A 13835-nucleotide genomic window follows, 5' to 3' on the forward strand; every position below is an offset into this window, starting at 1 on the left:
AGAAGTTAATTGAAAATTTAAAATATATTCAAAATGAAAAATATCAAATTCTTACTATTAGGAATCTTTTTTGCCATTGTATTGAGTAAAAGTGAAGCCATTTCTTGGTATCGTTTTTACGAAATGTTTAAGTTTCAATCTTTTCATATGTTTGGAATTATTGGAGGAGCTGTTGTAATTTCTATGGTTTTTATGCAGTTGTTTAAAAAAGGAATTATAAAAGATATTAAAGGAAATAAAATTATACCAAAACCGAAAGAAAAAGGTTTTATAAGAACTATTTTAGGAGGAACATTTTTTGGCTTAGGTTGGGGAATATCCGGAGCCTGTGCTGCACCTATTTTTGTAATTCTTGGCTTTAAATTAATACCTGCTTTAATTTTATTATTTGGTGCACTTTTAGGTGCCTTTATTTATGGAATTTTAAGTAAAAAACTACCCAACTAAATGAGTAAATTACTAGACAATTTTGGTCGTCAAATGGAGTATGTACGATTAGCAGTTACAGATCGTTGTAATTTGCGTTGCCAGTATTGCATGCCTGCTCACGGAATAGAAATAGTGCCAAGACAAGAGTTATTGACCTTTAAAGAAATGTATCGCTTAATTAGAGTGTTAACAGAATTGGGGGTTAATAAAGTCCGTTTAACAGGTGGAGAACCTTTTGTACGTAAAGATTTTGTTGGGTTTTTAGAAATGTTGTCTTATAATGATCTATTAGAAGCAATTAATATAACCACCAATGGTGCAATGATTTCTAAGCATATTTCTAAAATTGAACAATTAGAAAAGGTGAAAAATATCAATTTAAGTATTGATAGTTTGCATCGAGAAAAGTTTGCAAAAATTACACGAAGAGATGTTTTTCCGGAGGTTTATAAAACGTTTGAACTCTTAGAAAAAAGTAGTTTAAATTTAAAGCTAAATGTAGTAGTGCAATCTGGTTTTAATACGGATGAAATTGTAGACTTTGTAAGATTAACAAAAGATAAAAATGTGGCTGTTCGTTTTATTGAAGAAATGCCTTTTAATGGAAAAGGGCAACGAGAAATGAAAGAAAACTGGACTTTTAATAAGATTTTAAATGAAGTAAAAACGGAGTTTGATGTAAATGAAATTCAGTCTGAAAAATCATCAACTTCTAGAAATTACCAAATAGACAATCATGTTGGTACTTTTGGAATTATTCCTGCATTTACAAGAACTATTTGTAACGATTGTAATAGAATTAGAATAACATCTACCGGAACTTTTAAAAATTGTTTGTTTGATGATGGCGTTTTTAACCTTAGAGATTTCATAAGAAAAGGCGCTTCTAATGACGATTTAAAAGAACTTTTTTTAGGTTTGGTAAAACAGAAGCCAGAAAATGGTTTTATAGCAGAAGCTAATAGAAAAGATGGTGGCGCTTCTGAAAGTATGAGTACAATTGGAGGATAGTAAAAGTATAATCGTGTAATTGTTTAAATGTGTAAAACGCTTGAACAATTACACGATTAACCAAATAAACAATTACACATTTTATACAAATGATTTCAGTAGAAAAAGCTTTAGAAACTGTTTTAAATTCAAGTCGATATTTTGGAATTGAAGAGGTTCCGTTTATAAAATCTGTAGGTAGAATTCTAAAAGAAAATATTCTTGCAGATAGAGATTTCCCGCCATTTAATAGAGTTTCTATGGATGGAATTACTATTGACTATACTTCATTTAAAAACGGACAAAGAGCTTTTAAAATTGAAGGAATTCAAGCTGCAGGAAACGAGCAAATTTCGTTAAATAATTCAGAGAATTGTATTGAAGTAATGACAGGGGCAGTTTTACCAAACAACGCCAACACTGTTATTAGGTACGAAGATGTTACCATAACAAATGGAGTTGCAACGATTACTGTTGATGCAATAAATGATGGACAGAATATTCATAATAAAGGAAAAGATGGTAAAGTTGGCGATTTATTAATCGAAGAAAACACCAAAATATCCGCAGCAGAAATAGGCGTGCTAGCAACTGTTGGTAAATCTTTTGTAAAAGTAGCAAAACAACCAAAAGTGATGATTGTTTCTACGGGTGATGAATTGGTTGGCGTAGATGAAATTCCGCAAGCACATCAGATTAGAAGAAGTAATGTGTTTACTTTAGTGTCTTTGTTAGAAAGACTGAGTATTCCTTCTGAAACGGCGCATATTACAGATGATAAGCCTGTTTTAAAATCGAAAATCGAAAACTATTTACAAGAATACGATGTATTACTTTTTAGCGGAGCGGTAAGTAAAGGAAAGTATGATTTTTTACCAGAAGTATTTGATGAATTAGCAGTAGAGAAACTGTTTCATAAAATTACACAACGACCAGGGAAACCTTTCTTTTATGGAAAAACAGATGAATGTAATGTCTTCGGTTTTCCTGGAAACCCGATTTCTACTTTTGTAAACTGTTTGGTATATTTTTATCCTTGGTATTATAAATCAATAGGTTTAGAAGTTGAACAAGAAACTGCAATTTTATCTACTGAAGTTATTTTTAAACCTAATTTAACGTACTTTTTACAAGTGAAATTAAATTCAGTTTTAGGAGATTTAATAGCAACCCCTATTACCGGAAATGGTTCTGGAGATTTAGCAAGTTTGGTAAAAACAGATGCTTTTATTCAGTTACCAAATGATAAAGCTGAATTTAAAAAAGGAGAAGTTTTTCCTGTAATAAGATATAGATAAACATTATTATTGGATGATTTTATTGAGAAATAGTGAGAAACTTCTCGATACAAAATTCTATAAAAAAGAATTTCACTCGAAGTGACAGTGTGTATTTTAGAATGTTTAAAACGTATTGTCAGTTCGAGTGAATTTTGAGGGACGAGAAATTTGTATCGAGAACATTTTAAAATTTAAAAAATGAAAATCTACTATGTTTATATATTAAAATGTTCAGATAAAACGTATTATACTGGTATTACATCAAATTTAGAACAACGTGTTTTTGAACACCAACAAGGAAAACATATAGAAAGTTACACGTATAAAAGAAGACCTTTAGAGTTGGTTTTTTATGCTGAATTTACTGAAGTTGGATTTGCAATTGATACAGAAAAACGAATAAAAAAATGGTCAAAAGCTAAAAAGGAGGCTTTAATTAATAATGAATATGAAAAACTCCCTAATTTAGCAAAGAAGAAATTTAGATAATTAAAAACTTCTCGATACAAAATTCTTGAAAAAAGAATTTCACTCGAAGTGACAGTGTGTATTTTAGAGTGTTTAAAACGTATTGTCAGTTCGAGTGAATTTGGAGGTACGAGAAATTTGTATCGAGAACATTTTAATTTCAAAAAAACTTCTCGACACAGTATTTTAGAAAAAAATCACTTGAAGTAACTGTACGTGTGTAACTAAATTATTGGTTTTTTCGATAGATAAATTATAAATGTATTAAGAACAAAATATAGATAATGAGTGAATTCAGTCATTTAAATAAAAAAGGAAATCCTAAAATGGTAAATGTTTCTGATAAGGAAATTACCAAAAGAACTGCCATTGCAAAAGCAACCATGTTTTTAGGAAAAGAAGTAATAGCTCATTTTACAAATGATGAGTTAATTACCAAAAAAGGACCTGTTTTTCAGACGGCAATTATTGCGGGAATACAAGGGGTTAAAAAGACATCAGAATTAATACCAATGTGCCACCCTTTATTAATTAATGGGGTTGATATTGATATTAATATTATAGATATAGAAAATATAGAAGTTTTTTGTGAAGTTACGATTACAGGTAAAACTGGAGTAGAAATGGAGGCTTTAACAGGTGCAAATATTACGTGTTTAACTATTTATGATATGTGTAAAAGCATCAGTCAAGAAATGGTGATTAAAGAAGTGAAGCTCTTAAAGAAAACTGGAGGAAAATCTGATATTAATAATTAATTGTCATTACGAGGAGGAACGACGAAGTAATCTGTTAATAAAAGATTGCTTCACTTTGTTGGCAATGACAAAATGAATAAAATGAAAAAACATACAAAACATACAAAACATAAAAAACATACAAATTTAGAAAGAAGAGATAATGATAATTTTGCGCCAAATGAAATTGCTATTCTAGGTACAAACTGTGGTGTTATTTCAGATTTAGTTCATAATGTTTCTAAGAAATTATCCAATTATAAGTTGGCGTATTTTGATGCTTCTCACGCAAAAGATGTTGCAGAGAATACGTTATCAGAATATACTTTTCATCATCAAGGAAATTTACAGATTACCACTTCTGGAAATGTAAATAAGTTTGAACAACGCTTGCAATTTGCACAGTACGATTATGTTTTTATCAACGGAAATCATTATCAAGGAGCAAAACAGATTTTGGTTTTAGATGAAGCAAAAGAAGCTTCGGTTTTAAAAAGATTAGAACAGTTAGATCGTATTCAGTTTGTTGTAAAGTTGAAATCTGACACGGAATATTTTTCGTTTTTGGAAGAAAAATATCCGCAGATAAAAAACATCACGTGTTATACAATTGATGAGGTTGATGAAATATCGAACCACATTCATAATCTTATTCAAGAAAAAATAGCACCCGTAAAAGGGTTGGTTTTAGTTGGCGGTAAAAGCACAAGAATGGGGCAAGATAAATCTGAACTAGATTATTTTGGAAAACCTCAAAAAGAAGTTGCCAAAGAATTGTTAGAAATCAATAATTTAGAAACCTTTTATTCAGTTCAGAATTCATCAGAAAAAGAAGATGAAATTTCTGATAAGTTTTTAAATTTAGGTCCGTTTGGTGGTATTTGTTCTGCATTTCAGAAAGACCCAAATGCAGCTTGGTTTGTGTTGGCAACCGATGTTCCTTTTGTTACCGAGGATATAATTAAATTGGTACTTAAACATAGAAATCCGACTAAGTCGGCTACAGCAATTAAAGGGAAGAACAAAGATTTCCTCGAACCTTTAATCACTATTTATGAACCCAAAGCATATCCTATTTTATTACAATATTTAGCACAAGGATATTCTTGTCCGCGTAAAATGTTAATTAATTCTGATGTAGAAATTGTTGAGGTTGATGATGATTTTATCAGAAATATAAATACACCCGAAGAGTTTAGAGCTGCTAAAAAAGAGGTAAATTAGAATGTTTAAATTTATGTAATATCATTTTTATTATGAAAACAAAATTTTATTTTTTTATTCTTCTATTCGGAATACTTTTTGCGAGTTGTAAACCAGAGCTTTCAACAAAAGAATTTATGGTAGATAGTTGGGAAACTACTTATCTAAAAATAGAAATGTACACGGTTAATAATACAGATTCTTTACAAGTTTATGAAGATAAATTTGAAGATAATTCAGAATTAATTGCGCAATCTAAATATAATAAAGATGGTACTTTTTCTTCTTGGTTTATAAATAAAAAAGGAGAACAGATCTCTAAAGCTACCGGAAATTGGTCTGTTGTGGCAGATTCATTACTAGTAGCTTTTAATTATGGAGGCAGAGATATGAAGGTGAGTTACGATATTACAAAAACGGATGAAGGTTTTATAGGGAGAAGTAAGTACGATTGGGACGAAGATGGAGATTTTGATGACTTATTGACCATGAAAACAAAAAGAATAAAAACAAACAAAAATTGAGGAGTTTAACAAAAATATCTTTAAGAATACGAATTTTTCTGTCCATGATTTTATTGGTGTTATTGGCATCCGTATTAATTTTGGTGGTTACTATATATCAGTATGATGAACAGACAAAAGATTATAATATTCAGCGTTTTGAGCGTAAAGAGGCTACAACAAAAGAAACGATTGAATTAGAACTGAAAAATAAAACAACGTATCCTGTAAATACAGGGAATTTGTCTAAAATATTTCAGGAACGTATTTATGAAATTTCGTCTATAAATAGATTAAATATTTCATTTTACGATTTACAAGGTAATTTACTAAAATCATCTACAGCAAGTGCTTTTGAAAAGGTAAACTCTAAACCAGTTCCAGAAAATTTGTTAGAAGAATTAGCTAATAATTCTAATCATAAAATATTAAAAACGAGTGTAGATAAAGGGATTGGTTATCAATCTTCATTCTCATTTATTCATGATCCAAAGTTTAAAAGGATTGGTATTTTAGAATTACAATTTACACAAGATAATTCTGAGATAGAGCATGAATTAAGAGAGTTTATGTTAAGGTTAGGCTTGGTGTATATTTTGATGTTTTTAATAGCTATTTCTCTTGCATATTTTTTGTCAAGCTACATTACAAGATCAATAAAAACGATTTCTGATAAAATGCAGCAAACACGTTTAAATAAAAGAAACGAAAAAATTATTTTAAATAAGGCGAGTTCCGAGATAGAGATTTTGGTAGATGCGTACAATCATATGATTGATGAATTGGGCGAAAGTGCTGCTAAATTAGCCAGAAGTGAGCGTGAACAAGCTTGGAGGGAAATGGCAAAACAAGTAGCTCACGAAATTAAAAACCCACTTACACCAATGCGATTATCGGTGCAGAGTTTTGAACGCAGGTTTGATCCTTTAGATGTAAAAGCAAAAGAGAAATTAAAAGAATTTAGTCAAACTTTAATTCAGCAAATAGATGTAATGAGTTCTATAGCCTCTGCTTTTTCTGATTTTGCGAAAATGCCAACTCAAAAGAGAGAGCAAATAGAAATAATTAGTGTTGTTAAATTTGCGTTAGATATTTTTACAGAAAAATACATAAAATACTATCCTGGAGAAAAGGAATTACATGCCAATTTAGATAAAACACAATTAATTAGAGTAATTACTAACTTGATTAAAAATGCAATTCAGGCAATTGATAAAGAAGAAAATCCTTTAATTGAAGTAAAAGTTTTATCTGAAGGCAGTAATTTAAAAATTACAGTTTCTGATAATGGAAAAGGTATTGCAAAAGATGTAGGAGAATTTATTTTTGAACCAAAGTTTACCACAAAATCTAGCGGAATGGGCTTAGGTTTAGGGATGATAAGGAATATAATTGAGGCTTATGATGGATCTATTTCTTTTACTTCTGAAGTTGGAGTAGGAACCGTTTTTACTGTAATTTTACCAAAGAAATAATATAATTATCGCTTATAATTTTTTGTATAGGCAGCTAAATAAATAAATGATGAAATTCGAGAATATTTTAGTTGAGAAAAAAGATAGTTTAGCACAAATTACTATCAATAGACCGAAGAAGTTAAACGCTTTAAATAAGGCGACCATTAAAGAATTGAATATTGCTTTTGCGGCATTGGAAGATGATGAAACTACGAGGGCAATTATTTTAACGGGTACTGGTGATAAAGCTTTTGTTGCTGGTGCAGATATTTCTGAATTTGCTGATTTTTCAGTAGAAGAAGGGGCTAATTTATCTAGACTTGGACATGAAATTTTATTTGATTATGTAGCAAATTTATCGATTCCTGTAATTGCTGCTGTTAATGGTTTTGCATTAGGAGGTGGTTTAGAGTTAGCAATGGCGTGTCATTTTAGAGTGGCATCAGATAATGCTAAAATGGGGTTGCCTGAGGTTTCTTTAGGCGTGATTCCTGGTTACGGAGGTACACAGCGTTTGCCGCAATTAGTAGGTAAAGGAAAAGCCATGGAAATGATTATGACTGCTGGTATGATTTCTGCAGAAGAAGCAAAAGAATCTGGTTTGGTAAATCATGTTACCACACAAGAAGAGTTATTGCCTTTGGCAGAAAAAATTGCAAATAAAATTATAAGAAATTCTTCGGATGCAATTTCTGCAGCAATAAGAGCTATTAACGCAGGTTTTGAAGAAGGTATTAATGGTTTTGATGTAGAGATTGAAGAGTTTGGTGAGTGTTTTGGTACAGAAGATTTTAGTGAGGGTACTGCTGCTTTTTTAGGGAAGCGAAAACCTAATTTTTAGAAAGTGTATATATAAAAAGCGAGCCCAATAAGGCTCGCTTTCTTTTGTCTATTACACCAGATTGTTAGATTAGATACTGAAATTTTTTACATACATTCTGTTATCTGTGTAGACAAGAACTTTATATGCTCCTTTTTCTGTTTTAGATAATTTGTATACTCTGTTTAAAATCTTTTCAACTTCAATTTTTTCAGAAAGAATAACTTGGTTATCATAATATAAAACTACTTTTATAGGTTCTTTGTTAAAAGCAATTTTAGATATTAAGATTAAATCTCCTTCAGTTCTAATTACTGGTTTAAAAATTTTCTTGTTTTGTTCTTTTAAGAAAGTAACAAAACCATCTTTAACTTCAAGTTTTTTTACAACAATTTCAAAGTCTTTTTCTAATTCAGTGGTGTATATACCGTCTTCTAGATTGGTTAAATCAAAAGTTTTAGAATAGGTTCCAGAATTTTGAATGACTTGTTTATATAGTGTAATTCCGTTTTCATTTTTAATAGTTAAAGCGTGTCCTTTTTTTACAGACTTGTATTCAACTTTAACTCTTTTTACAGCTACTGCATTAGTAGATTTTGTGTTCTCATTTGCGTACCCAATTAATGTTCCGAACATTAATGTTACTAATAAAATTGTTTTAATTATTGTTCTCATTTCTTTTAGTTTTAGAATTAATAACACCACAAAGATATGGTGATAGTTAAGTTTTAAAAACAACAGAATTGGTAAATAAATACTCTAAATTAACACGTTAAGACGTTGTAAATTAATTGTTAAGTTAAAATAGAATACATTTATGTTAATTATTAAGGGTTTATAAATAAGAGTATCTTGTATGTAAAGCATTTTACAAATAAAAAGCGAGTCCTTTCGGACTCGCTTTTACCATCAAATTATAGCAGTAATTTGATGAAACAATTAACTAAATTTTTATATTGTAAGATCTTTTACATACATTCTATTGTCTGCATAAACAACTACTTTATATGTTCCTTTTTCTCTTTTAGATACATTATAAACTCTGTTTAAAATTTCTTTGCCTTCAATCTTTTCAGAATGAATAAGATTGTTATCATGATACAGAACTACTTTTATAGGCTGTTTATTAAAATCAATTTTAGAAATTAATACTAAATCTCCTTCTGCTCTAATTACAGGTTTAAAAATTTTCTTATTTTTTTCTTTTAAGAAAGTAACAAAACCATCTTTAACTTCAAGTTTTTTTACAACAATTTCAAAGTCTTTTTCTAATTCAGTGGTGTATATACCGTCTTCTAGATTGGTTAAATCAAAAGTTTTAGAATAGGTTCCAGAATTTTTAATGACTTGTTTATATAGTGTAATTCCGTTTTCATTTTTAATAGTTAAAGCATGTCCTATTTTTACGGCTTTGTATTCAACTTTAACTCTTTTTACAGCTACTGCATTAGTAGATTTTGTGTTCTCATTTGCGTACCCAATTAATGTTCCGAACATTAATGTTACTAATAAAATTGTTTTAATTATTGTTCTCATTTCTTTTAGTTTTAGAATTAATAGCACCACAAAGATATGGTGATAGTTAAGTTTTAAAAACAACAGAATTGGTATATTTATATTCTAAATTACCGTATTTACCTTATGTTAATTAATTGTTAAGTTAAAATAGAATAGGTTGGTGTTAATTATAGATAATTTTTTGGTATAGATTTGTTGTGTATAAAAGTATTTTACAAATAAAAAGCGAGTCTTTTTAGACTCGCTTTTATCATCAAACTATAGCAGTAATTTGACGAAACAATTAACTAAATTTTTATATGGTAAAATCCTTTACATAAGATCTATCGTCAGTACTAATGGAAACTTTATAATTCCCTATTTCATTTTCTGATAATTTGTAAACTCTTTTTAATATTTCTCCTCCTTTAATAGTTTCAGAAAGAATCGGTTCACTATTATAATAAATAACAACTTTTAAAGGTTTGTTATTAAAAGCAATTTTAGAAACGTATAGTAAATTTCCTTCTGCTCTAATAACTGGTTTAAAAATTTTTTCATTTTTATTGTTTAAAAAAGTAACCAAACCATTTTTAACATAAAACTGTTTCATAACAATTTCAAAATCTTTATTTAATTCAGCAGTATAGATTCCATCTTCTAAAGCAGAAAAATCGAAAGTTTTAGAATAGCTTCCAGAGTTTTTAATTTCATTATTATAAACAGTTACACCTTCGCCATTTTTAATTGCTAAAGTTTGTCCCTTTTTTACATTACTAAATTCAACCTTAACGGTTTTCTTAGCATTCAGTTCATTGTCATTTGTATGCTCGTTTGCGTATCCAATTAATGTTCCGAACATTAATGCTACTACTATAATTTTTTTCATTTTTGTTTTCATCTTTTGGTTATTTTAAATATTAATAACACTGCAAATTTATGGTAGAAGTTTTGTTTTAAAAACATCAATATTGGTAAATTTGTGTGTTATATTATTAATATTAATAAAACGTTAAGGATAAGTGTGGTAATATAGAATATGTTTGTGGTAATTAAACATAATTATCGATTACTAAAATTGTAGTGATAAAAGTATTTTACAAATAAAAAGCGAGTCTTTTTAGACTCGCTTTTACCATCAAACTATAGCAGTAGTCTGACGAAACAATTAACTAAATTTTTATATTGTAATATCCTTTTCGTAAGATCTATCATCAGAACTAATGATAACTTTATAATTTCCAGTTTCAGCTTCAGAAAATTTGTAAACTCTTTTTAATATTTGATTACCTTCTATAGTATCAGAAACAATTGTTTCATTATTATAATAAATAACAACTTTTAAAGGTTTGTTATTAAAAGCAATTTTAGAAACGTATAGTAAATTTCCTTCTGCTCTAATAACTGGTTTAAAAATTTTTTCATTTTTATTGTTTAAAAAAGTAACCAAACCATTTTTAACATAAAACTGTTTCATAACAATTTCAAAATCTTTATTTAATTCAGCAGTATAGATTCCATCTTCTAAAGCAGAAAAATCGAAAGTTTTAGAATAGCTTCCAGAGTTTTTAATTTCATTATTATAAACAGTTACACCTTCGCCATTTTTAATTGCTAAAGTTTGTCCCTTTTTTACATTACTAAATTCAACCTTAACGGTTTTCTTAGCATTCAGTTCATTGTCATTTGTATGCTCGTTTGCGTATCCAATTAATGTTCCGAACATTAATGCTACTACTATAATTTTTTTCATTTTTGTTTTCATCTTTTGGTTATTTTAAATATTAATAACACTGCAAATTTATGTTAGAAGTTTTGTTTTAAAAACATCAGTATTGGTATATTTATGTGCTAAATTATCTGTTATTTTTGTGTTAAAACAAAGTGAAGATAATATAGTGTATAATTTTGTTAATTTTATACAACTTTTTAGGATTTAGTGTTGTAAATTTGATTTTAAAATAGCAATATGATGAATGTAAAGCCAACTTTAGAAAAAATTAGTCCAGATTTTGGAAGCTCTATACTGGTAAAAAAACATACCGAGTTTTTAAAACAGATAAAAGCTTTTTGGCATTTTCACCCAGAAATTGAATTGGTTTATGTAAATAAAGGTAAAGGTAAAAGACACATTGGTAATCATTTGTCTTACTTTAACAATAGTCAATTATTATTAATAGGTTCTAATTTACCTCATAATGGGTTTACAGATAGGTTAACAACAAATGGTTCTGAAACCTTGGTACAATTTAAACCAGATTTTTTAGGAGAAGATTTTTTTGAAGTTCCAGAGATGAAACCTATTAGTATTTTGTTTGAAAAAGCAAAAAAAGGAATTCTTTTTGGTGTAAAAACAAAAGAAAAATTAGGGCCTAGGATTGAGAGAATATCTGAAAAGAAAGGTTTTAAGCAAATTTTAATTTTACTAGAAATACTACATACACTTTCTAAGTCTGAAGATTATACGCTTTTAAATGCAGATGGTTTTGCTTTTGAAACGCAACCACAAGACAGTAGTAAAATAGATATCATTTTTAAACATATAAACGAGAATTTTAATCAACATATTAGTTTAGACGAAATTTCTAATCTGGTAAGTATGACTGTTCCTGCATTTTGTAGGTTTTTTAAAAAAACAACAGGTAAAACGTTTACAAAATTGGTAAATGAATACAGAGTTGTGCATGCAACCAAATTGTTATCAGAAAGCCAAACAAGTATTACAGATATTTGTTTTGAGTGTGGCTTTAATAATTTTTCTCACTTTAATAAGTTATTTAAAGAGTTTACAGGTAAATCTGCATCAAAGTATAGAAGTGAAATGCTTAGTTTAGTACAATAAATAAGAACTTATATATTAAGGTGGTTTAAAAGTGTGTGTAAAGATTATTTAATTCCATTCCATTCATCATCAAATTGTTTTAAATAACCTTCCATAAAAGAATGCCTATCTGCAGCAATTTGTTGCCCAGAAGTAGTATTCATTTTATCTTTTAGTAAAAGTAGTTTTTCATAGAAATGATTTATGGTTGGTGCAGAAGAGTTTTTGTATTCTTCTTTTGTCATATTTAAATTCGGTAAAATTTCAGGATTATAAAGAGCTCGGTTTTTAAAACCACCATAATTAAAACAACGAGCAATACCAATTGCCCCAATAGCATCTAATCTATCAGCATCTTGCACAACCTCTAATTCTTTAGACGTAAATTTTACACCTGTTTTATCAAAAGAATTTTTAAAAGAAATATGGTTTATAATATTAATAACATGTTTTATAACCTCGTTGTTAACTTTTTGTTTTTCTAAAAAAGCAGTAGCTACTTTTGGTCCAACAGTTTCATTACCATTATAAAACTTAGGGTCTGCAATATCATGTAACAAAGCCCCTAAAGAAATCACAAAAACATCAACTTGTTCTTTTTTTGCAATTAATAAGGCATTTTTATAAACACGTTCTATATGAAACCAATCGTGTCCGCCTTCTGCATTTTCTAATTCTTTTTTTACAAAAACAATGGTATTTTTTATAATATTGGCTTTATTCATTTTACAAAAATATTAAAAATGAATTTAGGTCTTAGTTTCCTTTTGATTTAAAAAATTATTTTAGATAAATAGCCATTACCGGTATGTCTATATGGTTGATTAAATCTTCTGCTAAGCTAAATGAAAATAAACGCTGGTATAGATTTCTTTCTTGGTTTAACAAGCACACCATGTCTATTTCGTTTTTTTGACAATATTCTGTAAGTGATCCTTTTAGGTTTATACTATCAATAGAAATAAACTTTGTTTTTTTGTACTTTACAGTCAAGTTTTCTTTAAATTTATTCATCAATGGAGTAATAGATTCTCCGTGTGCTAAATCGAAATGAACAACATGTAATTGCGCACTAAATTCTTTTGCAATTTTAGTTAATTTTTCTAAAGGTATAATTTCTTCGTTTCTATAATCTACAAGAAACATAAGGTTATTAAGTTCTCCATCAAATTTTGCTCTTGCAGGCACAGCTATAACAGGTTTGTCTATTTCTTCTAAAATTTTAATGGTATCCGTTTCCATAAAAATATTAAATAAACTGCTGTTTCCTGTGTTGCGTGTTCCCATTATAATGATTTCTATTTTATCATCTCGTTTGGCAACATATTTAAATAAAGAGTTTACAAAAACACCTTGATCTACAATGTATTTAACTTTTAGATTTCCTTTTTTACTAGCTTTAATAAGTTTTTCGAAGGGTGGAAATTTATCTTTTTTATTTCTAAAATTATCGATATCAATTTTATCATAAATAGTTTGTGTTTTTTCATCTACAGAAGTGTCTTCATGGTAAGAGTGATACACAATTAAAGTAGCTTCTAATTTTTGTGCATATGCCATGGCATATGCAAAAGCGTTTAAAGAAATTTCTGAAAAGTCTGTTGGAAACAATATATTTTTCATGCTATTA

Annotated in this window: 16 protein-coding genes; 10 read left to right on the forward strand and 6 right to left on the reverse strand. The window is 28.5% G+C overall.

Annotation, left to right across the window (positions count from 1 at the left end; all coding sequences use genetic code 11):
* The first annotated feature begins 33 nt into the window (after window positions 1-33).
* The 9 genes from GQR92_RS13755 to GQR92_RS13795 all read left to right on the forward strand — a co-directional run bounded on the left by GQR92_RS13755 (window position 34) and on the right by GQR92_RS13795 (window position 7908).
* Window positions 34-447: a YeeE/YedE thiosulfate transporter family protein gene (locus GQR92_RS13755; RefSeq protein WP_158840492.1), complete on the forward strand. Its 414-nt coding sequence runs from the start codon at window positions 34-36 to the stop codon at window positions 445-447.
* On the forward strand, window positions 448-1440 hold the full coding sequence (gene moaA / locus GQR92_RS13760) for a GTP 3',8-cyclase MoaA (RefSeq protein ID WP_158840494.1): 993 nt from the start codon (window positions 448-450) through the stop codon (window positions 1438-1440).
* 89 nt (window positions 1441-1529) lie between these two features.
* Window positions 1530-2717 (forward strand): molybdopterin molybdotransferase MoeA, encoded by a 1188-nt coding sequence (locus GQR92_RS13765; protein ID WP_158840496.1) that lies wholly within the window; start codon window positions 1530-1532, stop codon window positions 2715-2717.
* Between the two features lie 180 nt (window positions 2718-2897).
* On the forward strand, window positions 2898-3188 hold the full coding sequence (locus tag GQR92_RS13770; RefSeq protein WP_158840498.1) for a GIY-YIG nuclease family protein: 291 nt from the start codon (window positions 2898-2900) through the stop codon (window positions 3186-3188).
* 263 nt (window positions 3189-3451) lie between these two features.
* Entirely contained in the window at window positions 3452-3925 is a 474-nt protein-coding gene (gene moaC, locus GQR92_RS13775; RefSeq protein ID WP_158840500.1) for a cyclic pyranopterin monophosphate synthase MoaC, read from the forward strand.
* A gap of 81 nt (window positions 3926-4006) precedes the next feature.
* Window positions 4007-5128 carry an NTP transferase domain-containing protein gene (locus GQR92_RS13780; protein WP_158840502.1) on the forward strand — a complete coding sequence of 374 codons (1122 nt, stop codon included), beginning with the start codon at window positions 4007-4009 and terminating at the stop codon, window positions 5126-5128.
* Between the two features lie 32 nt (window positions 5129-5160).
* Complete coding sequence (locus GQR92_RS13785; protein ID WP_158840504.1) at window positions 5161-5631, forward strand: hypothetical protein; 471 nt, start codon at window positions 5161-5163, stop codon at window positions 5629-5631.
* Window positions 5632-5675: 44 nt separating this feature from the next.
* Window positions 5676-7085 carry a sensor histidine kinase gene (locus GQR92_RS13790; protein WP_158840506.1) on the forward strand — a complete coding sequence of 470 codons (1410 nt, stop codon included), beginning with the start codon at window positions 5676-5678 and terminating at the stop codon, window positions 7083-7085.
* A gap of 49 nt (window positions 7086-7134) precedes the next feature.
* Entirely contained in the window at window positions 7135-7908 is a 774-nt protein-coding gene (locus GQR92_RS13795; protein WP_158842169.1) for an enoyl-CoA hydratase/isomerase family protein, read from the forward strand.
* Window positions 7909-7977: 69 nt separating this feature from the next.
* On the opposite strand, the gene GQR92_RS13800 is transcribed toward GQR92_RS13795, so the two are convergent.
* From GQR92_RS13800 to GQR92_RS13815, 4 genes are all read right to left on the reverse strand, one after another.
* Complete coding sequence (locus tag GQR92_RS13800; protein ID WP_158840508.1) at window positions 7978-8562, reverse strand: hypothetical protein; 585 nt, start codon at window positions 8560-8562, stop codon at window positions 7978-7980.
* 276 nt (window positions 8563-8838) lie between these two features.
* Window positions 8839-9423, reverse strand: a complete 585-nt coding sequence (locus tag GQR92_RS13805; RefSeq protein ID WP_158840510.1) for a hypothetical protein — start codon at window positions 9421-9423, stop codon at window positions 8839-8841.
* 277 nt (window positions 9424-9700) lie between these two features.
* On the reverse strand, window positions 9701-10273 hold the full coding sequence (locus GQR92_RS13810) for a hypothetical protein (protein WP_233269868.1): 573 nt from the start codon (window positions 10271-10273) through the stop codon (window positions 9701-9703).
* A 291-nt stretch (window positions 10274-10564) separates the two neighbouring features.
* Complete coding sequence (locus tag GQR92_RS13815; protein WP_233269870.1) at window positions 10565-11137, reverse strand: hypothetical protein; 573 nt, start codon at window positions 11135-11137, stop codon at window positions 10565-10567.
* Window positions 11138-11353: 216 nt separating this feature from the next.
* On the opposite strand from GQR92_RS13815, the gene GQR92_RS13820 reads away from it, so the two are divergent.
* Window positions 11354-12226 carry an AraC family transcriptional regulator gene (locus GQR92_RS13820; RefSeq protein WP_158840516.1) on the forward strand — a complete coding sequence of 291 codons (873 nt, stop codon included), beginning with the start codon at window positions 11354-11356 and terminating at the stop codon, window positions 12224-12226.
* Between the two features lie 44 nt (window positions 12227-12270).
* On the opposite strand, the gene GQR92_RS13825 is transcribed toward GQR92_RS13820, so the two are convergent.
* Window positions 12271-12930, reverse strand: a complete 660-nt coding sequence (locus tag GQR92_RS13825) for an HD domain-containing protein (protein ID WP_158840518.1) — start codon at window positions 12928-12930, stop codon at window positions 12271-12273.
* 55 nt (window positions 12931-12985) lie between these two features.
* The gene (locus GQR92_RS13830) at window positions 12986-13828 is read right to left on the reverse strand and encodes a universal stress protein (protein WP_158840520.1); all 843 of its coding nucleotides are present in this window, start codon (window positions 13826-13828) and stop codon (window positions 12986-12988) included.
* Between the last annotated feature and the right edge of the window lie 7 nt (window positions 13829-13835).

Source organism: Polaribacter sp. L3A8 (assembly GCF_009796785.1).
Taxonomy (GTDB): Bacteria; Bacteroidota; Bacteroidia; order Flavobacteriales; family Flavobacteriaceae; genus Polaribacter.